General features: G+C 36.2%; 25 protein-coding genes and 2 tRNA genes. 20 read left to right on the top strand and 7 right to left on the bottom strand.

Annotated elements, in window-relative coordinates; genetic code table 11:
* The first annotated feature begins 617 nt into the window (after positions 1 to 617).
* The 6 genes from tmk to ME3_RS03825 all read left to right on the top strand — a co-directional run bounded on the left by tmk (position 618) and on the right by ME3_RS03825 (position 6,200).
* Positions 618 to 1,262, top strand: coding sequence for a dTMP kinase (gene tmk / locus ME3_RS03850; RefSeq protein ID WP_007477296.1), 645 nt, complete (start codon positions 618 to 620; stop codon positions 1,260 to 1,262).
* Positions 1,259 to 2,314 carry a DNA polymerase III subunit delta' gene (locus tag ME3_RS03845; protein ID WP_007477295.1) on the top strand — a complete coding sequence of 352 codons (1,056 nt, stop codon included), beginning with the start codon at positions 1,259 to 1,261 and terminating at the stop codon, positions 2,312 to 2,314. Before tmk ends, ME3_RS03845 begins: the two co-directional genes overlap by 4 nt.
* Before the next feature lie 60 nt (positions 2,315 to 2,374).
* Positions 2,375 to 3,934 (top strand): methionine--tRNA ligase, encoded by a 1,560-nt coding sequence (gene metG, locus ME3_RS03840; RefSeq protein WP_007477293.1) that lies wholly within the window; start codon positions 2,375 to 2,377, stop codon positions 3,932 to 3,934.
* Positions 3,924 to 4,697, top strand: coding sequence for a TatD family hydrolase (locus ME3_RS03835; protein ID WP_007477291.1), 774 nt, complete (start codon positions 3,924 to 3,926; stop codon positions 4,695 to 4,697). Before metG ends, ME3_RS03835 begins: the two co-directional genes overlap by 11 nt.
* A gap of 5 nt (positions 4,698 to 4,702) precedes the next feature.
* A complete protein-coding gene (locus ME3_RS03830; RefSeq protein ID WP_007477289.1) occupies positions 4,703 to 5,515 on the top strand; it encodes an MBL fold metallo-hydrolase in 813 nt (270 codons plus the stop codon).
* A 319-nt stretch (positions 5,516 to 5,834) separates the two neighbouring features.
* On the top strand, positions 5,835 to 6,200 hold the full coding sequence (locus tag ME3_RS03825; RefSeq protein WP_007477287.1) for a response regulator: 366 nt from the start codon (positions 5,835 to 5,837) through the stop codon (positions 6,198 to 6,200).
* A gap of 145 nt (positions 6,201 to 6,345) precedes the next feature.
* Here the strand turns inward: ME3_RS03825 and rpsI are convergent, their stop codons facing one another.
* Both rpsI and rplM read right to left on the bottom strand, forming a co-directional pair.
* The gene (rpsI, locus tag ME3_RS03820) at positions 6,346 to 6,843 is read right to left on the bottom strand and encodes a 30S ribosomal protein S9 (protein WP_007477286.1); all 498 of its coding nucleotides are present in this window, start codon (positions 6,841 to 6,843) and stop codon (positions 6,346 to 6,348) included.
* 3 nt (positions 6,844 to 6,846) lie between these two features.
* Positions 6,847 to 7,311, bottom strand: a complete 465-nt coding sequence (gene rplM, locus ME3_RS03815; protein WP_007477284.1) for a 50S ribosomal protein L13 — start codon at positions 7,309 to 7,311, stop codon at positions 6,847 to 6,849.
* A 297-nt stretch (positions 7,312 to 7,608) separates the two neighbouring features.
* Between rplM and recJ the strand changes: the two genes are divergently transcribed.
* Entirely contained in the window at positions 7,609 to 9,393 is a 1,785-nt protein-coding gene (gene recJ, locus ME3_RS03810) for a single-stranded-DNA-specific exonuclease RecJ (RefSeq protein ID WP_007477282.1), read from the top strand.
* Positions 9,394 to 9,408: 15 nt separating this feature from the next.
* On the opposite strand, the gene parE is transcribed toward recJ, so the two are convergent.
* The 4 genes from parE to ME3_RS03790 form a co-directional block, all read right to left on the bottom strand.
* Positions 9,409 to 11,487, bottom strand: coding sequence for a DNA topoisomerase IV subunit B (parE, locus tag ME3_RS03805; protein WP_007477280.1), 2,079 nt, complete (start codon positions 11,485 to 11,487; stop codon positions 9,409 to 9,411).
* 95 nt (positions 11,488 to 11,582) lie between these two features.
* Positions 11,583 to 12,320: a lipoyl(octanoyl) transferase LipB gene (gene lipB, locus ME3_RS03800; protein ID WP_039952564.1), complete on the bottom strand. Its 738-nt coding sequence runs from the start codon at positions 12,318 to 12,320 to the stop codon at positions 11,583 to 11,585.
* Positions 12,321 to 12,913: 593 nt separating this feature from the next.
* A complete protein-coding gene (locus ME3_RS07325; RefSeq protein ID WP_342399229.1) occupies positions 12,914 to 13,063 on the bottom strand; it encodes a hypothetical protein in 150 nt (49 codons plus the stop codon).
* Positions 13,064 to 13,341: 278 nt separating this feature from the next.
* Positions 13,342 to 13,764, bottom strand: coding sequence for a LemA family protein (locus tag ME3_RS03790; protein ID WP_425338857.1), 423 nt, complete (start codon positions 13,762 to 13,764; stop codon positions 13,342 to 13,344).
* Between the two features lie 848 nt (positions 13,765 to 14,612).
* Between ME3_RS03790 and ME3_RS03785 the strand changes: the two genes are divergently transcribed.
* The gene (locus tag ME3_RS03785; protein ID WP_007477271.1) at positions 14,613 to 15,683 is read left to right on the top strand and encodes a porin; all 1,071 of its coding nucleotides are present in this window, start codon (positions 14,613 to 14,615) and stop codon (positions 15,681 to 15,683) included.
* A 202-nt stretch (positions 15,684 to 15,885) separates the two neighbouring features.
* Here ME3_RS03785 and ME3_RS03780 read toward each other — a convergent pair.
* Positions 15,886 to 15,961 (bottom strand) — tRNA-Val (locus ME3_RS03780).
* Between the two features lie 192 nt (positions 15,962 to 16,153).
* Here ME3_RS03780 and ME3_RS03775 point away from each other — a divergent pair.
* From ME3_RS03775 to nuoK, 12 genes are all read left to right on the top strand, one after another.
* A tRNA-Asp gene (locus ME3_RS03775) sits at positions 16,154 to 16,230 on the top strand.
* A 308-nt stretch (positions 16,231 to 16,538) separates the two neighbouring features.
* Entirely contained in the window at positions 16,539 to 16,904 is a 366-nt protein-coding gene (locus ME3_RS03770) for an NADH-quinone oxidoreductase subunit A (RefSeq protein ID WP_007477269.1), read from the top strand.
* On the top strand, positions 16,895 to 17,476 hold the full coding sequence (locus tag ME3_RS03765; RefSeq protein WP_007477267.1) for a NuoB/complex I 20 kDa subunit family protein: 582 nt from the start codon (positions 16,895 to 16,897) through the stop codon (positions 17,474 to 17,476). The genes ME3_RS03770 and ME3_RS03765 overlap by 10 nt, the downstream gene beginning before the upstream one ends.
* 13 nt (positions 17,477 to 17,489) lie before the next feature.
* On the top strand, positions 17,490 to 18,098 hold the full coding sequence (locus ME3_RS03760) for an NADH-quinone oxidoreductase subunit C (RefSeq protein ID WP_007477266.1): 609 nt from the start codon (positions 17,490 to 17,492) through the stop codon (positions 18,096 to 18,098).
* A 182-nt stretch (positions 18,099 to 18,280) separates the two neighbouring features.
* On the top strand, positions 18,281 to 19,471 hold the full coding sequence (locus tag ME3_RS03755) for an NADH-quinone oxidoreductase subunit D (RefSeq protein WP_007477262.1): 1,191 nt from the start codon (positions 18,281 to 18,283) through the stop codon (positions 19,469 to 19,471).
* Positions 19,471 to 20,133, top strand: coding sequence for an NADH-quinone oxidoreductase subunit NuoE (gene nuoE, locus ME3_RS03750; protein ID WP_007477261.1), 663 nt, complete (start codon positions 19,471 to 19,473; stop codon positions 20,131 to 20,133). Before ME3_RS03755 ends, nuoE begins: the two co-directional genes overlap by 1 nt.
* 143 nt (positions 20,134 to 20,276) lie before the next feature.
* Positions 20,277 to 21,584, top strand: a complete 1,308-nt coding sequence (gene nuoF / locus ME3_RS03745) for an NADH-quinone oxidoreductase subunit NuoF (protein WP_007477259.1) — start codon at positions 20,277 to 20,279, stop codon at positions 21,582 to 21,584.
* Positions 21,585 to 21,648: 64 nt separating this feature from the next.
* Positions 21,649 to 23,718, top strand: coding sequence for an NADH-quinone oxidoreductase subunit NuoG (gene nuoG, locus ME3_RS03740; protein WP_039952562.1), 2,070 nt, complete (start codon positions 21,649 to 21,651; stop codon positions 23,716 to 23,718).
* Positions 23,719 to 23,741: 23 nt separating this feature from the next.
* Entirely contained in the window at positions 23,742 to 24,788 is a 1,047-nt protein-coding gene (gene nuoH, locus ME3_RS03735) for an NADH-quinone oxidoreductase subunit NuoH (RefSeq protein ID WP_007477256.1), read from the top strand.
* Positions 24,789 to 24,807: 19 nt separating this feature from the next.
* Positions 24,808 to 25,299, top strand: a complete 492-nt coding sequence (gene nuoI, locus ME3_RS03730) for an NADH-quinone oxidoreductase subunit NuoI (protein ID WP_007477255.1) — start codon at positions 24,808 to 24,810, stop codon at positions 25,297 to 25,299.
* A 97-nt stretch (positions 25,300 to 25,396) separates the two neighbouring features.
* Positions 25,397 to 26,017: an NADH-quinone oxidoreductase subunit J gene (locus ME3_RS03725; protein WP_007477254.1), complete on the top strand. Its 621-nt coding sequence runs from the start codon at positions 25,397 to 25,399 to the stop codon at positions 26,015 to 26,017.
* A 13-nt stretch (positions 26,018 to 26,030) separates the two neighbouring features.
* Entirely contained in the window at positions 26,031 to 26,339 is a 309-nt protein-coding gene (gene nuoK, locus ME3_RS03720) for an NADH-quinone oxidoreductase subunit NuoK (RefSeq protein ID WP_007477253.1), read from the top strand.
* The last annotated feature ends 5 nt before the right edge of the window (positions 26,340 to 26,344 follow it).

Here is a 26,344-nt window from a genome sequence, read left to right as displayed (position 1 = left end):
AACGCTGTATTTTTTACGATATGCATAAAAAAGTCGCAAATGATCCAAGGAAATATAAATATCTTCATTAAAAAACAAAGCTGAATTAAATATATTTACAGCAAGGCAATAACTAAATGAAATGTTATAAGTAAATCCTATATAACAGAAAATGTATAATATATAATGTGTTATATTAATAATAGAATTTATTTTATAAATTTCTTTTTCTAATTATCAGAAAAACATAAAAATTTTTTTAATTTATAAATATATTCTTTGTGAAAAATGAATAACCTCTTTTTTGTATAATCTGCTTTTTATGCTGATTTTCTAAACAAAGAGGAATCAACCGTATAATAGCAATAGCATTAAAGTTTTTTCCTTATTTTGGGATTAATATTTAATAGATAAAAGCGCAAAATTTTAGATCTCTACACCATAATCGCTATTATTGATGATGCATGATAATATTTTAAAAACAGAGTAATATTATCTTTTTCCTATTTTCATTAGCAAAATTAATGACAATTGAAGTAATATTTTATTTATTTTAAAAATGCGCTTTATAAAATAATAATTGGATGCTTTTAAAAATACTTATAATATAAGCCAAAGTAAGGAATTAAGGTTTATACGTGTCAGGTTATTTTATTACATTTGAAGGAGGGGAAGGAGCAGGTAAAACGACTCAAATTTCTTTGCTTGCGCAGTATTTTCGTAGTAAAAACTATGATGTTGTTATAACCCGAGAACCTGGAGGAACAGCAGGTGCTGAAGCAATGCGCTATGTTTTATTATCAGGTAATACAAAACAATATGGTGCATTCATTGAAGCAGTCTTATTTACAGCAGCGCGTGTTGATCATGTTAGTGAAGTTATTTTACCTTCTTTGCAGGCAGGAAAAATTGTTTTATGCGATCGTTTTATTGATTCTATGCGGGTTTATCAGGGGCTTAATAATAAGGTGAATTCTCACCTTCTTTCTGTTTTAGAACATATCGGTCTGGGTACAGTCATGCCCAATTTGACATTTTTGTTAGATATACCAGCAACGTTTGGTATGGAGCGTACAGAGTCACGAAAGAAAGAAATTGGAAAGGTCGATTATTTCGAAAAAGATCAATTAAATATTCAAGAACAAAGACGACAAGCTTTTCTTCAATTGGCTAGAAATGAACCCTTTAGATTTCGTGTAATTGATGCAACCTGTGCAGTAGAAACGATAGCATCACAAATAAAAGATATCTGTCATCAGTTAATATTGGGTCATGTGCCATGAGTGATATCAATTTTTTGCGCCAATATGACGATATCGAAGGGATTTTATCACCATCACAAAATAATATTATCATTGGTCATAAAGAAGTTCGTCACTTTTTGGCACAGATACGTGAAGAAGGGCGTGTACATCATGCATTATTATTTGAAGGAGAGCGGGGGATTGGTAAAGCAACATTAGCATTTCACTTTGCTTGGAATATTTTAAGTAATCAAGAAAGTGGTTTTTTGCAGCCAAAGCATGATTCAGTTGTATGGCATCAGATAATGCAGGGCAGTCACCCTGGTCTTATACACGTTTCTCGCCATTTTGATTTAAAAACACAAAAGTTCAAAACAAGTATATCAATTGATGATATCCGCGATGTCACACATTTTTTAAACCAAACATCGCAAGATGGTGGATGGCGTATTATTATCATCGATTCTGCAGATGATATGAGTAGAAGTGCTGCTAATGCAATTCTCAAAATGCTTGAAGAGCCTCCAGTAAAGGCTTTATTTATTATTATTACACATTGTTCAGGAAAATTACTTCCGACAATTCGTTCACGCTGTCAACAAATCTCTTTGCGACCATTGTGTGATGATGAGATAAAACAAGTTATTTCACATATTCTTTCTGATCAGGGGGGGGCTGATAGAGAAGCTATGAAAATGGTCATTGAGAAATCCCAAGGAAATCCTCGAAAAGCGCTCTTACATATGTGTTATGGTGGGCTTGAAATTATTCAAACCATTGATAGTTTTTTAGAACAATCTGTTTGTAATCTAGCTCTTTTGCACAATCTTGCTCAGACACTTTCGTCATCGGATTCGGATGTCAAATTTCAACAATTTTGTGATGAAATTCTTGATAAGATTCAAAAAAGAGCTATTATTTCGGCTGAAAAGGGGATTCTCACTCTTTCAAAAAAATATGCACAAACATGGCAAGAGATTTATCAGGAAATAGCACAACTGCAATCATTTAATCTTGATAAAAAGCAATTTATTATCAATCTACTTTTTAAAGTTCATAAGATCGTTCACGAATCTAAGCTTTTTTCGTGACAATGTAATTAATAGGCGTTATGTCATTGTATCCTTTTTTATGTTTCAACTGGATATAACATGCGTGACACGTATTATATAACTACTCCAATTTTTTATCCTAATGGTGCTCCGCATATTGGGCATGCTTATAATGCAATTGCGAGTGATTCTTTAGCTCGTTTTCAACGATTAGACGGTAAAGACGTATTTTTTCTATCTGGCACGGATGAGCATGGTCTCAAAATGCAACAGGCAGCAGAAGCATTGAACATAACACCTCAGCAACTTGCAGATCGTAACAGTGCTATCTTTCAAAAGATGCTTACAAAGTTAAACTGTTCTAACGATGATTTCATTCGCACGACAGAAGAAAGACATCACCGAACCTGTCAAGCGATTTGGAAAAAAATGGAAGCTAATGGAGATATTTACCTTGATCGTTATGCTGGTTGGTATTCGGTTCGTCAAGAATCTTATTATGAAGAAAAGGACACCCAAATTGGGGAAGATGGAATCCGTTATGAAAAAGAGCTAGGATCTCCAGTTGAGTGGAATGAAGAAGAAAGTTATTTTTTTAGGCTTTCCCGTTATGAAAAATCTCTTCTTGAGCATTATGAAAAATATCCTGATTTCATTGCTCCCAATGAACGGCGTAATGAGATTATAAGTTTTATCAAATCAGGGTTAAAAGATATTTCCATTTCTCGGACAAATTTTAATTGGGGGGTTTGTGTCCCAAATAATTCAAAGCATGTAATGTACGTTTGGGTTGATGCGCTTACAAATTATCTTACAGCAATTGATTTTTTCAATGAAACATCAAAAAAACGTCATTTTTGGTCTGCAAGTACTCATATTATTGGCAAAGATATTATTCGTTTCCACGCAATTTATTGGCCAGCATTTTTAATATCAGCTGGGATTGAATTGCCTAAACGTATTTTTGCACACGGTTTTTTGTTAAATCGCGGTGCAAAAATGTCAAAATCCGTTGGAAATATAGTTGACCCTTTTGAAATGATTGACCGTTATGGTCTTGATCAAGTCCGTTATTTTTTTCTTCGTGAAATACCATTCGGGCAAGATGGTAGTTATAATCACGAAAGTTTTGTAAATCGTATCACTGCAGATCTTGTTAATAATCTTGGCAATTTAGCACAGCGTTCTTTATCCATGATACAAAAAAATTGTGACGCAAAAATTCCTGCACCAGCTGAATTTTTAGCTCAGGATGAACAACTTTTAGAACAATCTCTTCAAGTAATTGAGGTTACACGCCAAGCTATGTTATGCCAGGCGCCACATTTAGCACTTTCAGCTATTTTTTCAGTTGTAGCAAATGCTAACCGCTATTTTGCCAGTGAAGAACCTTGGAGTTTATGTAAAAGTAATCCAGAAAGATTTTTTACAGTTCTTTATGTAACTTTGGAAGTTTTACGACGGATAGGTATTATGCTGTTGCCTTTTATTCCTCAATCAGCTGCTAAACTTCTTGATAGTCTTGCAATTGCTAAAGAAGATCGCTTATTACATCATATAAGCGATTCAAAAATTAAAGAAGGTGAAAATCTTCCATTGCCGGTGCCGATTTTCCCCCGTTATGTCTTTAAGAAAGCTGATGTGAATGATGTTGATTGATACGCACTGTCATCTTGATTTTGAAGATTTTGCTCAGGATTTGGATGGTATTATTCAACGGGCTTTAGCTGTTGATGTTGGACGTATGATAACAATTTCGACACATGTTCATAAGTTGAATAAACTTTTAGCAATCACAAAAGCCTATGAACAGGTTTTTTGTTCTGTTGGTACTCACCCCAATCATGTCTGTGAAGAACAGAATATTAAAGCTGAAAATCTTATTTGTTTATCAAAACATCCTAAAATTGTCGCATTTGGTGAGTCTGGGCTTGATTATCATTATAATTATACTTCACCACAAGAACAAAAGAAGAGTTTTCAGGAACATATCATTGCTTCTCAGGAAACACAGCTACCTCTTGTAATTCATTCGCGTAAGGCGGATGCTGATATGGAACAGATATTACGTGAACAAATGAAAGAAGGAGAATTTCCATTTATTTTTCATTGTTATTCGTCTGGTATGCAGCTTGCTCGTGCTGGCATTGAGCTTGGTGGCTATATATCTTTTTCAGGTATTCTCACTTTTAAAAATGCACTCGAAATTCGTGAAATAGCAAAAATTGTGCCTTATGAACGTTTGTTAATTGAAACAGATTCACCATTTTTAGCACCTGTTCCTTACCGTGGACAAACAAATGAGCCGTCTTTTGTGTATCATACAGCGGTTATTTTGGCTGAAACTCTCGGCTTAAGTATTGAAGAAATCGCTCAGATAACGACACAGAATGCTTTTCGTTTATTTAGCAAAATGAAATAAAGAGAATGTTTGATTGTTACCGATTTACGATATTGGGTTGTGGTTCGTCTCCAGGAGTACCGCGTCCCAATGGTTATTGGGGAGCTTGTGATCCGAACAATCCGAAAAATAAACGCTATAGAACTTCTCTTTTAATTGAACGAATTGATAAATCGGGAAAGAAAACAACAGTTGTTATTGATACAGGTCCAGATTTTCGATCACAAATGATAAAATCACATGTTAATCATCTTGATGCTACTGTCTATACACATCCTCATGCAGATCATGTTCATGGTATTGATGATTTACGTAGTTATGCGCTTGCACAAAAATGTTTAATAGATATTTATGCAAATGCATTTACGTTAAAGTATCTTAACGAGTCTTTTGGTTATTGTTTTCAAACACCAAAGGGTTCCAATTATTCCCCTATTTTAAAGGCACATCTTATAAATGAAAACAGTGAATTTACAATTCAAGGGCAGGGCGGAGAAATTACTTTTAACACACATTTACAATTTCATGGTGCCATTAACTCTTTGGGTTTTCGTATTGGCAATGTTGCTTACTGTATAGATGTAAATCAATTTCCTGTAGAAGCATTACAAAACCTTATGGATTTAGATGTTTTAATTATTGACTCTCTTCAGTTTAAACCTCATCCAAGTCATTTTTCGGTTGATCAAGCATTGCATTGGATAAACTATTTAAAGCCTAAACGAGCTATATTGACTCATATGGATAATTCGCTTGATTATAATGATGTTTTAAATTACGTCCCACCAAACGTTGAGCCTGCTTATCAAGGTCTTACCTTTAAAACGAATGTATTCTAGAATATATAAAATTATTGAATTTGCGTACAATAAAGTCGTGAAATAGAGAATAATTTGAGTTTTAATGTCAATTGAAAGCAAACTAAATTAAACAAAGTATATAGGTTTTATCTAACAATCACAGTGTATAATTATATATTCTTTATAAGAAGATTTCTTACAAAGTTAAATGTCAGTATGTTTCTTGCAAAAAGTGGATCCAATATAATTTTCTTGCTGCTATAATGCCGTAAAAGAAAGATTTGTGTAGAAAAATTAGAAAAGAAAAAATGTATTTAGCTTATATTTTCTATTTTTATAAAAGGGTAAATTTATATTAATGTTAAAGAAAGTCATGATCGTAGAAGATAACGAACTGAACATGAAGTTATTCCGTGATCTTGTAGAGGTGAGTGGTTACAAAACCGTTGAAACGCGTAATGGCCTTATTGCATTAGATTTAGCTCGCTCGACAATGCCCTCTCTTATTATTATGGATATTCAGTTGCCTGAAGTTTCAGGGATTGAGGTTATTAAACAACTAAAAGAGGATGAAGAACTTAAATCTATTCCTATTGTCGCTGTAACAGCTTTTGCCATGAAGGGGGATGAAGAGCGCATTCGTGCAAGTGGATGTGAAGAGTATATGTCAAAACCTATTTCTGTTCCGCATTTTATTACAATGCTGAAGTCTTTTTTAGACTGAAATTGTTATTCAGTTTTCTTTTTTAATGATAATAGGAAAATAAAACTGAAAGCGTAATTTTATAAAATAGTTTTTAAATATATTATTTAAAATAAAAACCCCACTGAAAGATAAAGTTTTCGTATCATACATATAAAAGCTGAAATTAACGCTTTGAAAATTGGAAAGAGCGACGCGCTTTTGCTTTACCATATTTTTTACGTTCGACAACACGGCTATCTCGTGTAAGAAAACCACCTTTTTTTAAGATAGTACGAAGTTCTGGTTCATAGTAAGTTAAAGCTTTAGAAATTCCATGACGTACTGCACCTGCTTGGCCGGAAAGACCACCACCAGCGACAGTTGCAACAATGTCAAATTGGGTATCTCTTTTGGTTGTAACAATCGGCTGACGAAGAATCATTCTAAGAACAGGACGGGCAAAATATTTATCAAACTCTTTATTATTAATAGTAATTTTTCCAGAGCCTGGCTTGACCCATACACGAGCAACAGCATCTTTACGTTTTCCTGTTGCATAAGCACGCTTTTGTGAATCAAGTTTTTGCATGTGAATAGGAGCAGCAACATTTTCATTTTTATTATTAACTTCTACAGTCGATATTGTTGCACCAAGTTCAGAAAGAGAATTAATTTCAGCCATAATTTAAGCAATCCTTTTATTTTTGCGGTTTAGAGCACCGACATCAAGAGCTTCAGGCTGTTGCGCTGCATGCGGATGTTGACTACCGGCATAAACACGTAAATTTTTCATTTGACGACGACCGAGTGGACCACGGGGAATCATGCGTTCTACTGCTTTTTCAACAATTCGCTGAGGAAAACGACCTTCAAGAATTTGACGAGCTGTACGCTCTTTGATGCCACCGATATAGCCAGTGTGCCAATAATATTTCTTATCAGTATATTTTTTGCCAGTAAGAGCTACTTTTTCTGCATTGATAACAATGACATTGTCACCATCATCGACATGAGGGGTAAAAGTAGGTTTATGTTTGCCACGTAAGCGATTGGCAACGAGCGTGGCAAGACGACCTAAAACAAGGTTTTCTGCGTTAATAATAACCCATTTCTTTACCACTTCAGTTGGCTTTTGTGAAAAAGTTGCCATAGAAGTATCCTTTATTAAAGCCCTTTAATATGAAAACATTTTTATTATTCGTTGTGAATGATTACCACAACAAAATACATCTCAGTATATATTATCTGTCTGATATAATGTCTTACGATTTGCGTCAAGAAAAAATAAAAACTAATAAAATAGCACAATTACAAATATAAAAATATTATAATGCTCTTAAGTGTAACAGTCTACTCATATCACGAGATAAAATATGACGCTATATAAAATATTTCATCTTTTAAGTGCTAATTGTATTTTTGCTACTTTCGTTGTACATAAAGGATAATGCAGTTACCCTATTATTGTCTCAATGTTAAATCTTCTGCTTGTGATCAAGCTTGGGTGGATCCTCTTGATATTCAAGGGATCAATAATGCTCGTGCTATTTCTCAAAAATTTGGTTTTCCAGATCAATTAGCTCGGGTTCTTGCTGCAAGAAACGTTGATGAATCTGAAGCTGTTGCTTTTATTAATCCCACGCTACGCAATCTATTGCCTAATCCAGAAAGTTTTACGGATATGCAATGTGCAGCAGAGCGCTTGGTTAAGGCTATTATGAACCAAGAGAAAATAGCTGTTTTTGGTGATTATGACGTTGATGGAGCTTGTTCATCAGCGCTTTTGGCACGTTTTTTACGTTATTTTGGTATAACAGTTAAAATCTATATTCCTGATCGTATCGTTGAGGGCTATGGTCCAAATGAACAAGCAATGAAGATGCTGGCCCAAGAAGGGGCGAATTTAATTATTACCGTTGATTGTGGTGCAAACAGTCCAGATGCAATAAAGGCAGCTAGGCTTGCAGGTGCTGATGTTGTGGTTTTAGATCATCACCAAATGTCAGACATTCATCAGGAGGCTATTGCTCTCGTTAATCCTAATCGCCCTGATGATTTTTCTGAACAAGGGCATTTATGTGCTGCTGGCATCGTATTTGTTACATTAGTATGGGTAAATCATTTACTGCGGAAGCAAAAATGGGTAGAAACTGTTCCTGACCTTTTGAGTATGCTTGATCTTGTTGCATTAGCCACTGTATGTGATGTGGTTCCATTGCGAGGTGTTAATCGTGCTTTTGTAGTAAAAGGGCTTCAAGTAGCACGTTCTATGCATAATGTTGGGATAGCTGCTTTAGCAAAGGTTGCAGGTATAGGTGAGCCAATTAACAGTTTTCATTTAGGTTTTTTATTAGGGCCTAGAATTAATGCGGGAGGGCGCATTGGAGACCAAGCTTTGGGAGCGCGTTTGCTCAGTTGTGATAATAGAGGTGAAGCTGATAAAATGGCAGAGCAATTAAATAAACTTAATCAGGAACGTCAAGAGATGGAAGCTATTCAATTAGCTCAAGCAGAAGCTTATATTGATTCTGTTCATCACGATAAAGAAATATCATCATCACTTGTAGTTGCTTGCCAAGAATGGCATCCAGGAATTGTTGGTATTCTTGCGTCCCGTTTAAAAGAACGTTTTTTTTGTCCTGTTTTTGTAATTGCTTTGAAAGAAGATGGTAGCGGTACAGGATCAGGACGTTCAATTAGTGGTGTGGATTTAGGTGCACTTGTTTATGAAGCTGTCACATTAAACTTATTAGAAAAAGGGGGAGGGCATAGTATGGCAGCTGGGATTACAATTCAATCTACGAAAGTTGAAGCTTTTCGAGAATGGTTAGAAGAAAAAGTTTCTTTAGTAGTTTCGCAATTGCGTGCTAAAAAGTCTCTTAATATAGATGGTTTTCTTTCTGCTTCTGGTGCTAATAAAGGTCTTTTTGATATGATTGAAAAAGCAGGCCCTTTTGGTTCAGAAAATGCTACACCTGTTTTTGTTCTTCCTTCTCATCGATTGGTCAGTGTATGTGAGGTTGGAAAAGGACATTTGCGCCTCTTTGTTTCTGATCTTGAAGGCAAAAAACTCCAAGGAATAGCTTTTCATGCAGTGGGAACGTCCCTTGGCAATTTTCTTTCTGAAAATGTTGGTGAAACAATTCATGTGGCAGGTAATCTTAGTTTAAATTACTGGAATGGAATGATCAAACCACAATTGCGTGTTATTGATGCGGCGGCAGTGGCGTGATAGATATTTTTTCGATTAGATATCGAGATTATGAGCAAAAGTTGAGTTTTCTTGTATGAATCGAAACCGTGCTTCTGGTTTTGACCCCATTAAACTTTCCACTGTATCTTTAGTTTTTTGCATTTCAAGTGCATCAATAGAAATGCGCAAAAGTGTGCGTTTTTGGGGATGCATAGTTGTTTCTTTAAGCTGTTGTGCGCGCATTTCTCCAAGGCCCTTAAAACGTCCAATTTCGATTTTAGCTTTTCCAATAAATTCAGTTTTTAGCAACTCATCCTTATGGGCATCATTGCGCGCGTAAGCAATTTTTTCCCCTTGTGATATTCTGTAGAGAGGAGGTACAGCAAGATATAAATGCCCTCCACGGATGAGGTCAGGCATTTCTTGAAAGAAAAAGGTTATTAAGAGTGAAGCAATGTGTGCACCATCAACATCAGCGTCAGTCATAATAATAACACGCTCATATCTAAGATCATCTTCACGATATTTAGAACGTGTTCCACATCCAAGCACGAGGATGAGATCACTAATTGTTTGGCTTGTAATCATCTTCTCGCGTGCAGCACTGGCTACGTTTAAAATTTTTCCTCGAAGAGGTAAAATTGCTTGGTTTGCTCTATTGCGTGCTTGTTTAGCAGAACCACCGGCCGAATCTCCTTCAACAATGAATAATTCAGCTCCTGCAGCAGAATTTTGGCTACAATCTGCTAATTTACCGGGTAGGCGTAATTTACGCACAGCCGTTTTTCGATTTATTTCTCTATCTTGGCGTCGTTTTACACGTTCTTCTGCTCGTTCAATAACCCAATCAAGAAGCTTTGTCGCTTCTTGTGGAGAATTAGCAAGCCAATGGTCAAAAGGATCACGTATTGCATTTTCGACGATACGTTGTGCTTCAATTGTAGCTAATCGATCTTTAGTTTGCCCAACAAATTCAGGCTCTCTAATAAAGACTGAAAGCACCGCAACAGCTGATGTCATAACATCATCAGAAGTAATAATAGCAGCGCGCTTGTTTCCTATTAATTCAGCATAAGCTTTCAGTCCACGTAAAAGAGCTTGCCGTAGCCCTATTTCATGGCTGCCACCTTCTCGTGTAGGAATAGTATTGCAGTAGGATTGTACACCAGCATCACCACTATGCCAAGCTACTGCCCACTCAACTGAGCCATGATTAGCGCGTTGTTTCGTTTTACCAGAAAAGATTTCAGTTGTGATACAATATTTACTATTCAATGATGATGATAAATAGTCTTTAAGCCCATCTGGAAAATGAAAAGTAGCTTTTTCAGGAATATTATTGATACCTTCAAGTACTATGGGGTCACAACTCCAGCGAATTTTAACTCCACTAAAAAGATAGGCTTTAGAACGCGCCATTTTATAAATTTTTTCTGGTTCAAAAGCTGTTTTTTCACCAAAAATTTTACTATCAGGATGAAAACGAACTCGTGTACCGCGACGGTTGTAGACATTACCTAAGTCTTCTAATCCAGATTGAGGAATACCGCGTGAGAAACGTTGACGGTAAAGTTTTCGTTCTCGTGCTACTTCGACTTCCATATCGTCAGAAAGAGCGTTAACAACGGAAATGCCAACTCCATGTAAACCACCAGAGGTTTGATAAGCTTTCCCATCAAATTTTCCTCCTGAATGAAGCTGTGTCATAATGACTTCAAGAGTAGATTTGTCTGGCATTTGAGGATGGTTTTCAATAGGAATTCCACGTCCATTATCTGTAACCGTTAGATACCTCTCTTTATCCAGTGATACATCAATTAAATCAGCGTAACCAGCAATAGCTTCATCCATTGCATTATCAATGATTTCAGAAAATAAATGATGAAGTGCTTTGCTATCTGTTCCACCGATATACATTCCAGGTCGCAAACGTACAGGCTCCAACCCTTCAAGTACTCGGATAGATGACGCATTGTAATCATTCGTTTCTGCATTATTTTTAGAGGCAGATACAGGCACTTTTGAAGGTATTACTTTTGAATTTACTGAAGTTTGCTGACTATTTGCTTTCGTTTCCATACGAAGCTGAGCTTTGTTTAAAATACTAAAAAGATCTTTATTATTATCGCTCATAGCATTCAATTATCTATCTAAATTTTAAGTTATTTAAAATAAACGTTTAATCAAGATAAGTTTTATGCCCGTTTTTCATTTAAAAATCAACGTGCTTAAGAAACATCAATTGTTGGGCCAAAAATTTGTTCAAATGCCTGTTTTAGAGCAACATCAACATCATGTATTGTTATAGGTAAACCTAAATCAATTAAACTTGTTACACCATAATCTGCAATTCCACATGGAACAATTCCTGAGTAGTGATCTAAGTTAGGATTAACATTGATAGCAATTCCATGAAAACTTACCCACTTACGTACACGGATACCAATAGCAGCGATTTTATCTTCACAAGAAGTGCCTTTTATTGTTTGTGGACGATCTGGTCGTGTAACCCAAACACCAATCCTATCTTCACGGCGTTCACCTTTAATATTAAATTGTGCAAGCGTTTGGATAATCCACTGTTCTAATGCACTAATAAAAGCGCGTATGTCTTGTTTTCGGCGTTTCAGATCAAGCATAACATAAGCAATACGTTGTCCTGGGCCATGATATGTAAATTCACCACCACGGCCAGCTTCATAAACAGGAAATAAATTAGGTGCTAGAAGATCCTTTTTGTTAGCACTGGTACCAGCTGTATAAAGGGGAGGATGTTCAAGAAGCCAAACTTGTTCATGTGCGGTTTTTGCAGAAATATTTTCTACGCGCTCTTGCATATAACAGAGCGCTTCAGGATATTCGATTAAATCATCACTTATTTTCCATTCAATTGGTGAAGTGGGAGAATCTGTTTTAAAATCATACGATAAATAATCACGATCAGTGCGTTTCAATTTAAATGTCATCATTTTTATATATTAGTGAAAGCATTTAATTATTTCTACCATTTTAGTTGAATAGAAAACTGTTAGTTAAATATAAGTGATATATTATTATTTTGAGTCTAAAGCTTGCAATTTTTAAAGTGTGGACACAATAAATTAAAATTTGATATGAAACCAGCAAAATATCTCATTAATTAATGATGAGTATATGGTGTCATTGCATTTCAATAATTGGCTAAAAAATTTATGTTATTAATTGCCATTATTCTTTAAGAATGAATACGTATTAAGATGTCATTTTAGACTTAATATTGAAGTATAATTTAGAAAAGATTTTACTCCATCTGGTCAAATCAAGCATGAGTTAGAAATATAAGACATTTTATAATAAAAACTAATAAACATTTTACCATCTTCTGATGAACCTTCACCACCTTTAAACCTACTACCAGCTGAATATCTTCCCAATCTTCCATCAAAATGTTTCTGCCTAGTATTTACATTAGCAAACCAACCATTAGAAAAAAGATTAAAAAGAAAATAATATTTGCTATCATTTCTTCTTTTTCAGTTCATTTATTTGCATTTCAACAATTTTAGCCTTTGCTCTGATTCTAGACATCGGAGTTACTTTCTGTAATAACTTCAATAATTGCGTTAACTACTTCAATGATCCTTTTTTGATAATTTCCTTCATGAAAATTAAGAAGAATCAAATTGTTAATAATGACGGCAAAAATCGCATCTGTTAGCTCTTTTTCCAAATCATAGCCCACCCTCAATACGTACTTTGTGCTCATTTGATACAACGACAAGTAATACATTTTCTAGTGCAGATAGCTTTTCTGTCAGACTTTTTATCGTTGTTGTGTCAAGCAAATGAGCTACATCATTAACACAACCTGTTTTAAGGGGGGGAATTGGGTTTGCAAATAGGCAATATTATTCAATGTAACTGTTAAAAATAGAAAACTTATGAAAGACCATAAAAATAAAGAAGCATTACATTGAATAAGTTGAATAAAATGTTGAAACTAATCTTCTAATTGAAATTAACCTTCGGTTTTTGTTGAGTATCAATAATAAATATTTGCATAGGTTTAGCGTCATGAAACCATAATTTTGCCCAAATCATTGTTGGCATTGTTTTTAGTGCAGTATTGTATACACGTACTGCCTCAATATAATCACGGCGAGCAACAGAAATACGATTTTCAGTTTTTTCTAATTGCGATTGAAGAGTAAGAAAATTTTGATTCGCTTTGAGATCAAGATGGTTTTCAACAACAGCCATAAGACATAAAAATGCACTCGACAAATTAGTTTGGCTATTGAGGTAGTGTTGCATAATTTGTGGGTTATTCAATATATCGGCGTTAATGTGGTTATTTGCGTTGCTTTTGCACGTGCTTCCAATAACACCAGTAAGGACAGTTTGCTCATGGGATACATAAGCTTTGGCAATTTCTACGAAATTAGGAATGAGATCCGCGCGGCGCTGATATTGATTGAGAACATTACTTCATGCCACATATGCTTTTCTTTGACTTGTTGATATTATATTATTGATTACCACTTAAAAATGTTAATAAAATGGCACTTGAAAATCATCTTAACATTTTTGTCATAGAATAAGCAGGTGCATTTAATACATCTAGCATAAAATATCTCCAAAGCTATTTTGCAAACTATGTTATATAAAGTATATTTCACTTAGGAAAAATATCTTAAATTTCAAAGCTGATTTATATTTATGAAATAGTTCATTTGGGTTTCATTACGCATTTCAATCGGTTGAATGAATCACCAATACATAACGTAATTTTTACACTCGTTATTTCATAGATTTATACGGTAGCGTTTAATTCTGGCCATATTGGTGCAGTTACAATTTTAAAAATGAATAATTTCATAATTCAGTTTGAAAAATAGGATAACGAATTCTATTCGCAATGCATTTTATTACTAAAATCATATAAAACACATTGTATTATTATTATGAATTGTTGTCATATATAGTATGAAATCATTGATATAAATTTGTATGAGAAAGCCAATACGAAGGCTAATATAGCAAAAATTATGGTTTAGTTTTTGATATAAGAATCGTTTTATTGTTAGCATTTTTGGAAGCCGTGATAAAATTTCCCTTCATTCACAATTTCCTGACTTATAAGCAAGTTCACTATTTAAAGTTCTATAGAACTTATTTTTTATGATTGTGTCATTTTTATTATAGCTCTTTTTGAAAAGATTATGTAATGAGGATAATGTATCATTATGTGGTTCTCAACATTATCTTCGGAGTAACTCATGAACACAAAATGTTTAATCAGCACATCTATCATCACTCTATTTACAGCTTCTGTAGCACAAGCGGCAGATATTATGGTACCTCGAGAGTCGAGGCCCGTTGTTTCAGCTCCTCAAGCATCAAGGCAAATTTCATCACCTGTTGAAATGAGTCCTAATTTTGATGTTCCACCAGTTATTTCTGCACCAACTTTCTCTTGGAGTGGTTTTTATCTTGGAGGGCAGATTGGTGGCTTTTCAGGTAAAACAGGAATCAATTTATACGCTAAAAAAGGTCCCAGTACGAGAGAATGGACTCCAGTTGAAAAAGATACAATACCTCAACTTTCTGGTTTCATGGGTGGTTTTTATACAGGAGCCAACGTTGATCTAGGGAACAGTCTTATTCTAGGTGTTGATACAGATATCGTTTGGTCTAATAAACAGGATACAAAAATTGTTTCTAAAAAAACATTTGAAGCATTAAGCCTAGAAGGAATAGAAGAGGAAGAGCAAGTACAAGAAAGGGTAGAGCGTGACTTAAATGATACATCTATATCGCGAGAAATTAGTGCTTCATCAAGTCAATTATCAAGAGTAAGGAGGAGTAGTTCCTCCCACCGTAATGGTAGTGAAGGACTTTCTAATCAACAACAAGCGCTAACAATCTCAAGAAGTGCACATGATGATGGGGAAATGGAGCAATTCACCCAAATAGCAGAAATTGTTAAAACGTGTAGTTATACTTTAAAACAAGAATGGTCTGGTGCTACACGAATACGTATAGGTTTTGCTGCTGATCATATTATGCCTTATGTTGCTGGCGGTATTGCTTATACACGGCTTCAAAGTATTTTTTCGCGATCACTTGAGATGGGCCATCAAAAAGAAAATTTGTCTGACTTACTGGATACAAAAATGATGGTGGGTTATACCGTTGGTGGTGGTATTGATTTTGCGATGGCTGATAATGTCATTTTACGTGCGGAATATCGTTATTCAGATTTTGGCAAGCAGAAATTTGTTAAGGATAAACTAGAACTTAGTTACCAGACCAATGATTTTCGGGTTGGTGTCGCTTATAAATTCTAATTTGTTATATGACTCAAATCACTTTAAAAGCTCCATCATATGATAGAGCTTTTTATTTTTATCTTTTGCTGTGCTTTTCCAAAAAGCCAGGGGAAAAGAATCACTATAATTATAACAAGAAGAGAACTGAAAAACTTTAAACTTTGACTTTATTATTTTGTCTTTAAACTTAAAAATAGTAATGTAAGAAGATGAAAATATATGGTGGGCAATGAGAGACTCGAACTCCCGACATCCTCGGTGTAAACGAGGCGCTCTACCAGCTGAGCTAATCGCCCAATCAATGATTTATCATTGGACGAAAGCTTTTTAAGGAAAATTTTATTTAAACGCAAGAATAAAAGATATTTTTATTTGATATTTTTTAAGGATGTTAAATTTTTATTTTTTTGAAAAAACGCATTAAGAATGCTTGACAGAAACGAATGAACCTCTTACACCAGCTTAAATAATTGGTTCGAAAGAAGTGCGCGGGTGTAGCTCAGTTGGTTAGAGTGCTGGCCTGTCACGCCGGAGGTCGCGGGTTCGAGCCCCGTCACTCGCGCCATTTTATAGTGTCTTTCCTAATTTGCTCTTGTAGTGTGCATGTTTCATTCGCAAAGTACTAAATTTAGTGTTGGCTATAAAATTCTTTTTAACATTTCAATTTTTCCTTTATTTGTATAGTTTCTGAGAATAGGGGCTTGCGTCTTTTTTCGCACTGCTGTACCTATATTAATAAGAAAAAATTGCACGGCATGCCTGTTGAAGCTGTACGAGCGGGAGTAGCGGGACAATTATGATAATTTAGTGCTTATCTAGACAATATCAAATAATTACGTTACTTCAGGTACTTTATTAAAGCGGAAGAAGATGATGACTCATTTATTGAGTTCTTACTTACCAGTGTTGATTTTTATTATTGTTTCAGCAGTTATTGCGGGAGCTCTTTTAATTACACCTTATATTGTGGCTTATCATGCTCCCGATCCGGAAAAATTATCAGCTTATGAGTGCGGGTTTAACTCTTTTGATGACGCTCGCATGAAATTTGATATTCGGTTTTATTTGGTTTCAATTTTGTTTATTATCTTTGATCTTGAAATTGCTTTTCTTTTTCCTTGGGCTGTTTCGTTTGGTTCAATAGGTATGTTGGGTTTTTGGTCAATGATGATATTTTTAGCAATTTTGACGATTGGATTTATATATGAGTGGAAAAAGGGAGCCCTTGAATGGGATTAATATTAAATAATTCAACAGTTATAACTCCAAAATCGAAAGAAATGGCGGAGTTGAGTGCTGGTGAATTGATAGATTCTCATGATAAATTTTTTCATGATATAAATGCTGAATTGTCTGATAAGGGTTTTTTAGTAACCTCAGCAAATACTTTGATAACTTGGGCGCGTACTGGCTCATTGATGTGGATGAGTTTTGGTTTGGCTTGTTGTGCTGTTGAGATGATGCAGTGCTCAATGCCTCATTATGATAATGAGCGTTTTGGATATGCACCGCGCGCTTCACCGCGTCAATCAGATGTGATGGTGGTTGCTGGTACTTTAACCAATAAAATGGCGCCTGCTTTACGTAAAGTTTATGATCAAATGCCTGAGCCGCGTTATGTGATATCTATGGGGTCGTGTGCAAATGGTGGTGGCTATTATCACTATTCTTATTCAGTCGTGCGTGGATGTGATCGTATAGTGCCGGTAGATATTTATGTTCCAGGGTGTCCTCCTACAGCAGAGGCATTGCTTTACGGTATATTGTTGTTGCAGAAGAAAATCCGTCGTACTGGGTCTATAGAGCGATAGAGGCTTTAGGGTGATGTTTGAATCATTAAATGAGCTTTCTGCCTATTTGAAGAATCAATTAGGGGATAAATTAGAAGAAAGTGTTTTTGCATTTGGCGAATTGACGATTGTGTCACGTCTTGATGCGATTACTGATGTCTTAATGTTTGTGCGTGATGATTCTCGCTGTCAGTTTGTTAATATTACAGACATTAGTGGCGTTGATTATCCTTCTCGAGACAAACGCTTTGATGTCTCTTATCAATTATTATCTCCTCGTCATAATTTACGATTACGTGTTAAGGTGCGGACTGATGAAAATGTGCCGATTCCTTCTGCATGCTCAGTTTATCCTGGAGCAGAGTGGTATGAGCGTGAAACGTACGATATGTATGGTATTTTATTTTCTGATCATCCAGATTTGAGGCGTATTCTGACTGATTATGGGTTTGAAGGGCATCCTTTGCGTAAAGATTTTCCGGTGACGGGGTTCGTAGAATGTCGTTATGATAATGAAGTTAAGCGAGTAATCTATGAACCTGTTATTTTGCGGCAGGAAATGCGTAATTTTGACTTTCTTTCACCCTGGGAAGGTGCTGAATATATTTTGCCGGGTGATGAAAAGATAAACGGCGAAAAATGATATTAAAACTGACAAAAATGACACTGAAACAGGCAGTTTTTTAGATGATTGGATACTTTTAAAGTAGGAAGGGTATAAATGTTTCCATGTAGTAAGGCGTTATCTTGTGTTTTGCGATATAGTAAGCAAAATTTTATTGACATTCAATTAGGGACATATTTTGAAAAAGCAAGGAGTTGATTGTGGCTGAGGTCAATGTCCGAAACTTTAATATTAATTTTGGTCCTCAACATCCTGCAGCGCATGGTGTTTTGCGTATGGTCCTTGAGTTAGACGGTGAAGTTGTTGAGCGTGTAGATCCGCATATTGGGTTATTGCACCGTGGTACTGAAAAGTTGATGGAAACAAAAACGTATCTTCAGGCGTGTCCTTATTTGGATCGTTTGGATTATGTTGCTCCTATGAATCAAGAGCATGCTTTTGTGCTTGCTATTGAAAAATTGTTAGGTATTGAGGTTCCCAAACGAGGGCAGCTAATCCGTGTTCTGTTTTCTGAAATTGGACGTATTCTTAATCATTTACTTAATGTGACAACGCAAGCAATGGATGTTGGTGCTTTAACACCGCCACTTTGGGGGTTTGAGCAGCGTGAACGTTTGATGATTTTTTATGAACGTGCATGTGGTGCACGACTTCATGCTAATTATTTTCGTCCTGGTGGTGTGCATAAAGATTTGCCGGAATCTTTAATTGAAGATATTGGTAATTTTATTGATCCATTTCTTGTTGCTCTTGATAAGCTTGATGCGCTTATAACGCCAAATCGAATTTTTAAACAGCGAAATGTAGATATTGGAGTGGTAAGTAGTGATGAGGCTTGGTCTCGTGGTTTTTCTGGGGTAATGATTCGCGGTGCCGGTGTGCCGTGGGATTTGCGTAAAAGTCAACCTTATGAATGTTATGATGAAATGGAATTTGATATTCCAGTCGGCAAAAATAGTGACTGTTATGATCGTTATCTCATTCGTATGGAAGAAATGCGTCAATCAGCAAAAATTATATGCCAATGTGTGAATCGCTTGCTTAGTACTGAAAGAAATGGACCGGTTTCAAATTTAAATCATAAAATCGTTCCTCCAAAACGTAATGAAATGAAAAATTCAATGGAGGCACTTATTCACCATTTTAAACTTTACACGGAAGGGTTTCATACTCCTCCTGGTGAAGTTTATGTTGCTGTAGAAGCTCCAAAGGGTGAATTTGGTGTTTATCTTGTTTCTGATGGAACAAATAAGCCTTATCGGGTTAAATTGCGTGCTCCTGGTTTTGCTCATCTTCAAGCTATGGATTTTTTGACTCGGGGTCATATGCTTGCAGATGCAACAGCTATTTTAGGTTCAATTGATATTGTTTTTGGGGAGGTTGATCGCTAATGTCTGTACGTCGTCTTGCAGATGATGCTCACCAACCATTAGAATTTTCTTTTACAAAAGAAAATCAAGTGTGGGCGCAAAATACTATAGCAAAATATCCTGTAGGGCGTGAGCAGTCAGCTGTAATTCCCCTCTTAATGCGTGCTCAAGAGCAAGAAGGTTGGGTAACACGTGCTGCAATTGAGTATATTGCTCAAATGCTTTCAATGGCTTATATTCGCGTTTTAGAAATTGCTACTTTCTATACTCAATTTCAGCTTAAGCCAGTTGGAACAAAAGCACATATTCAAGTTTGTGGTACTACTCCTTGTATGTTACGTGGTTCTGGTGAGTTAATTAAAGTTTGCCAAAAGAAAATTCATTCTGAACCTTTTATTACTAACAAAGATGGAACTTTGTCATGGGAGGAGGTAGAGTGTCTTGGTGCTTGTGTTAATGCTCCAATGGTTATGATTTTTAAAGATACTTATGAAGATCTTACAGCAGAACGTCTTGAAGAAATTATAGATGCATTTGAGGCCGGAAAAAATTCTGATATAGCTGCAGGGCCGCAGAATGGTCGTAAATCATCAGAACCTATAAATGGTTTAACTTCTTTAATTGATGAGAATGAGGGGAAGAAGAAATCATCAAAACTTTCAAGAAAAAATAGTAAAAAATAAAAACAGAGTAATAACGCTTCATTAATAGAGTGATTATTTAGAAATATTTTAGTAGCAATAACAAATCTTTTAAAAATACTGAAAAATTATTGGATTTAGGAAAATGTTGAGAACATATTCGATGTTAGGGAAAAAGGTGGGGTATGCTAACTGATAAAGATCGCATTTTCACTAATATTTATGGTTTAAAGGATAAATCATTAAAAGGTGCTATACTGCGTGGGCATTGGGATGGTACCAAGGCGATTGTCGAAAAAGGCCGTGACTGGATTGTTGATGAGGTAAAAAAGTCAGGTTTGCGTGGTCGTGGTGGTGCTGGTTTTCCTACTGGTATGAAGTGGTCTTTTATGCCAAAGCAAAATGATGGTCGACCACATTATTTAGTTGTGAATGCAGATGAATCAGAACCTGGAACATGTAAAGATCGTGACATTTTGCGGCATGATCCTCATACTTTAATTGAAGGATGTGTTATTGCTACTTTTGCAATAGGAGCAAATGTTGCTTTTATCTATATTCGTGGTGAGTATATTCGTGAGCGTGAAGCACTTCAAGCTGCCATTGATGAATGTTATAATGCTGGTTTACTTGGTAAAAAGACTAAATGTGGGCATGTTTGCGATATTATTGTTCATCATGGTGCTGGAGCGTACATTTGTGGTGAGGAAACAGCTCTTTTAGAAAGTCTTGAAGGGAAAAAAGGGCAACCTCGACTTAAACCGCCGTTTCCTGCTAATATGGGAGTTTATGGTTGTCCAACAATCGTTAATAATGTAGAATCCATTGCAGTTATTCCAACAATTTTGCGTCGGGGTGCTTCATGGTTTTCATCAATCGGTCGCTCAAACAATGTTGGAACAAAGTTGTTTATGATTTCTGGTCATGTCAATGCCCCTTGTACATTTGAAGAAGCTCTAGGTGTTTCTTTCCGTGAATTAATTGAAAAACATACAGGAGGTATTCGTGGTGGATGGGATAATCTTTTAGCAGTTATTCCAGGTGGAGCTTCCTGCCCAGTTGTTCGGGGTGAAGACATGATAGACGCAATCATGGATTTTGATGGGATGCGTGATGTAGGATCTTCTTTTGGCACAGGTGGCGTGATTGTTATGGATAAATCAACGGATATTATCAAGGCAATTTGGCGTATAGCGGCTTTTTTCAAACATGAAAGTTGTGGGCAGTGTACGCCGTGTCGTGAGGGTACTGGTTGGATGATGCGCCTTTTAGAGCGCATGGTTGAAGGAAGAGCTCAAAAACGTGAGATTGACCTTTTATTTGAAGTTTCTAAGCAGGTTGAAGGGTATACTATTTGTGCGCTTGGTGATGCTGCGGCGTGGCCTGTGCAAGGATTAATACGTAATTTTCGTTCAGAGATTGAGCAAAGAATTGATGATTATACGCGAAACGTGGTTCAAAGCAAAAGTGTTGCTTTGGAAGTAGTAGAGTAAAAAATTTATTCTAATGAATAATAAAATGTGAGTTTAGGTAAATTATCTGCGGACTGGATTAATGATGATAAGTATCAAAGTTGATGGTAAAGAGATTGAAGTTCCTGACTACTATACATTGCTTCAAGCCGCTGAAGCTGCTGGTGCTGAAGTGCCACGTTTTTGTTTTCATGAAAGTTTGTCAATTGCTGGAAATTGTCGCATGTGTTTAGTTGAGGTCAAAGGTGCTCCTCCAAAACCTCAAGCTTCTTGTGCGATGGAGGTTCGCGATTTACGACTGGGCCCCAATGGTGAAATACCTGAGATATTTACCAATACAGAGATGGTTAAAAAAGCTCGTGAAGGTGTTATGGAGTTTCTCCTTATTAATCATCCGCTAGATTGTCCTGTATGTGATCAAGGTGGTGAATGTGATCTTCAAGATCAAGCAATGTTTTATGGTCGTGATTGTTCTCGTTATACAGAAAACAAGCGTGCTGTAGAAGATAAATATATCGGTCCGCTTGTAAAAACTGTTATGACACGGTGTATTCATTGCACCCGTTGTGTTCGTTTTACGACAGAAGTTGCAGGTGTTTCAGAGCTTGGTTTAATTGGTCGTGGTGAAGATGCTGAAATTACGACCTATCTTGAAAAAGCAATGACATCTGAATTACAGGGGAATGTTATTGATCTTTGTCCGGTGGGTGCTTTAACCTCAAAACCTTATGCATTTCATGCGCGTCCATGGGAATTAACTAAGACAGAATCAATTGATGTGATGGATGCACTTGGTAGTGCCATTCGTATTGATAGTCGGGGACGTGAAGTTATGCGAATAATACCACGTACGAATCAAGACGTAAATGAGGAGTGGATTTCTGATAAGACGCGTTTTATTTGGGATGGGCTGCGCACTCAGCGACTTGATAAACCATATGTTCGCAAAAATGGAAAACTTCAGCCTGCAAGTTGGTCAGAAGCTTTTGCGAGTGTTAAGACGGCAGTATCTAAGACAACAGCAGAAAAAATTGGTGCAATTGCAGGAGACCTAGCGTCTGTTGAAGAAATGTATGCGCTTAAAGTATTGCTCACTTCACTAGGATCAAAGGTATTTGATTGTCGTCAAAGAGGTATGGCTTTATCACCTGAATTAGGGCGCTCAAGTTATATTTTTAATCCAACTATTGTAGGTATTGAGCAAGCTGATGCATTACTCATTGTGGGGTCTAATCCGCGTACTGAAGCTGCTGTTTTAAATGCGCGTATTTTAAAACGTCAACGAATGGGGCAATTTCCAATTGCATTAATTGGAGAGCAAGTTGATTTGCGTTATCCATATTCTTATCTTGGGGCTGGTACTGAAGCGTTGAGTGCACTCATTAGTGGAAAGAATGCGTTTTTTGATGTTCTGAAAAAAGCTAAACGTCCACTTATTCTTATTGGGGAAGCTGCTGTTTCAGGTAAAGAGGGGTTGTCTGTTTTAAAAAATCTCGCAAAATTATCTGATGTTGTTGGTGCTCTTAATAAAGAGTGGAATGGATTTGGTGTGCTTCATAATGCTGCCTCGACTGTTGGGGGATTAGATATTGGTTTTGTTTCTAAAATTGGAACTGAAAATATTGTTAAGACTTGTGAAGTTTTATTTTTACTTGGTGCAGATGAAGTGGAATTGACCCATAAAAAGGCTTTTACAATTTATATTGGTAGCCATGGTGATAATGGTGCGCATGCTGCTGATGTGATTTTGCCAGCATCAGCTTATACTGAGAAATCAGGGCTTTACGTTAATACAGAAGGTCGTGTTCAAATGACGAATCGAGCCGGTTTTGCTCCGGGTGAAGCAAAGGAAGATTGGGCAATTTTGCGTGCTTTATCTGATGTTTTAGAAAATAAGCTCCCTTTTGATTCTTTATCTCAATTAAGGCAGAATTTATTCAGTGATTTTCCACATCTTTGTGCAATTGATGATATAGCTCCTGCATGTCTAAGTGATCTCAAAGCACTCGGTTCGCAATTAATTGTTCTAAGTAAGCAAACATTCGCTTCTATAATTAAGGACTTCTATTTAACAAATCCAATAGCGCGTGCTTCTGCAGTTATGGCTGAATGTTCAGCTCTTGCAAAGAATCATGCTGCTGGATCTGTAGAGTAAGAACAGAAGGGAAAAGGAATATTATGTATGATTTCTTTATGACCGGGCTATTACCATTGCTGATTATAGTGGGTAAGACACTTTTCCTTTTAGTTGTTCTTTTAGTTTTAATTGCTTATCTTCTTTATGCAGATAGAAAAATTTGGGCCGCTGTGCAATTGCGACGGGGACCGAATGTTGTTGGTCCATGGGGGTTATTTCAATCTTTTGCAGATTTAATTAAATTTGCGGTTAAAGAACCTATTATCCCTGCTGGTGCCAATAAAGGTGTTTTTCTTTTGGCTCCTTTTGTTTCTGCTATGCTTGCGTTATCAACTTGGGCTGTTGTGCCTGTTAATGAGAATTGGGAAATTGCTAGTATTAATGTTGGTTTGCTTTATATCTTAGCTATTTCATCTCTTGAGGTTTATGGTGTTATCATGGGGGGGTGGGCATCAAATTCAAAATATCCTTTCTTAGGGGCTCTTCGTTCGGCAGCGCAAATGGTTTCTTATGAGGTTTCAATTGGATTTGTTCTTGTAACTGTTATCTTAGTAAGTGGTTCATTGGATCTCGCAACAATTGTCCGTGAACAGAGTAGGGGGCTTGGAATGAATCTTGGTCTACCTTTTAACAGTTTTCTAGATTGGAATTGGTTAGTTCTTTTTCCAATGTTTATTATATTTTTTATTTCTTCACTTGCTGAAACAAATCGTCCTCCTTTTGATTTAGTTGAAGCAGAATCTGAGCTTGTTGCTGGTCACATGGTTGAGTATTCTTCAACTCCTTATATGCTTTTTTTTCTTGGTGAATATGTTGCTATTGTTTTAATGTGTGCATTAACAACTATCTTGTTTTTAGGCGGTTGGTTGCCTCCTTTGAATGTTTGGTGGCTTAATTGGATTCCAGGCGTCATTTGGTTTGTTTTGAAGGTTTGTTTTGTGTTTTTTGGTTTTGCTATGGTTAAAGCATTTGTTCCGCGTTATCGTTATGACCAGTTAATGCGGCTTGGTTGGAAAGTATTCCTTCCTATTTCATTGGCAATGGTTGTGATAACTGCTGCTGTCTTAAAATGTATTAGTTTCGCTTAAACAAGGGAGGGCGTTTCGTATGTCAGGTCTTATTCAAGCGGCAAAATCACTGCTTTTATTAGAATTTATAAGTGCCTTTTTTTTGGCGATGCGTCAGTTTTTTTCGCCAAAACCTACAATCAATTATCCTTATGAAAAGGGTGTTGTTTCTCCACGTTTCCGTGGTGAACATGCTTTGCGTCGTTATCCGAATGGTGAAGAACGGTGTATTGCATGTAAATTATGTGAGGCAATTTGTCCTGCCCAAGCTATTACAATTGAGGCGGGGCCACGATGCAATGATGGTACACGTAGAACTATTCGTTACGACATTGATATGGTTAAGTGTATTTATTGTGGTTTTTGTCAGGAAGCTTGTCCAGTTGATGCTATTGTGGAGGGACCAAATTTTGAATTTGCAACAGAAATGCGTGAAGAACTTTATTATGATAAAGAAAAGCTTTTAAGTAATGGAGATCGTTGGGAGAGAGAAATTGCTCGTAATATATTGATGGATGCGCCTTATCGTTAGATGTATCGTCAATAAGTAGTCGGATGATTCTATCTGGCAAATTATAGCTGGGTATGAATTTTATGCTAATTAGTAGTTATTAATCGAAGGAAATCCTATGCTAACAGGTTCAGCAGTGGTATTTTTCTATATATTTTCTTTTATCATGCTCGTGAGTGCAATTACTGTTGTTGCTGCACGTAATCCAGTGCATTCAGTGTTGTTTTTAATCTTGGTGTTTTTTAATGCAGCGGTTTTGTTTGTGCTTTTGGGAGCTGAATTTTTGGGGCTTATTCTACTTGTCGTTTATGTTGGTGCTGTAGCAGTTTTATTTTTATTTGTGGTTATGATGCTTGATGTGGACTTTGCTGAATTGAAAAGTGGAGTGCTCCGATATATTCCTGTTGGTGCCTTTGTTGGTGTTGTTATTGTTATAGAATTGATTTCTGTTTTTATTAGCAGCCACTTTTCTCCTGTTTTAAGATCTTATGTTACGCAACCGGTGCCAGATTTAGCACAGCGAACCAATACGCAAGCGTTGGGGGATATTCTTTATACAGATTATATTTTCTATTTCCAAATTGCTGGAATGATTTTATTGGTTGCAATGATTGGTGCTATTGTTTTAACGCTCCGTCATAAGTCTGGTGTCAAACGACAATCAATTGCAGTGCAAGTTGCTAGAACAGCAAAAAGTGCAATTGAAATCAAACAAGTTGAATCAGGTAAGGGTATTTAGCGGGGAAACGACTATGTATATTGACATTTCTCATTATCTTACTGTTTCTGCGGTAATGTTTACAATTGGCATTTTTGGTATTTTCCTAAACAGGAAGAATGTGATTATTATTCTTATGTCAATTGAGCTTATATTACTTTCAATCAACCTTAATTTTATTGCGTTTTCAGCATTTCTTCATGACCTGGTTGGTCAAATATTCGCTTTATTTATCTTGACAGTTGCGGCTGCTGAAGCAGCAATTGGTCTAGCAATTCTTGTTGTTTTTTTCCGTAACCGCGGTTCTATCGCAGTTGAAGATGTTAATGTGATGAAAGGCTGATAAGT

The organism is Bartonella melophagi K-2C, assembly GCF_000278255.1.
Taxonomy (GTDB): Bacteria; Pseudomonadota; Alphaproteobacteria; order Rhizobiales; family Rhizobiaceae; genus Bartonella; species Bartonella melophagi.
Note: the sequence above shows the minus strand (reverse complement) of the source record. Positions and strands in the feature narration are given on the sequence as shown.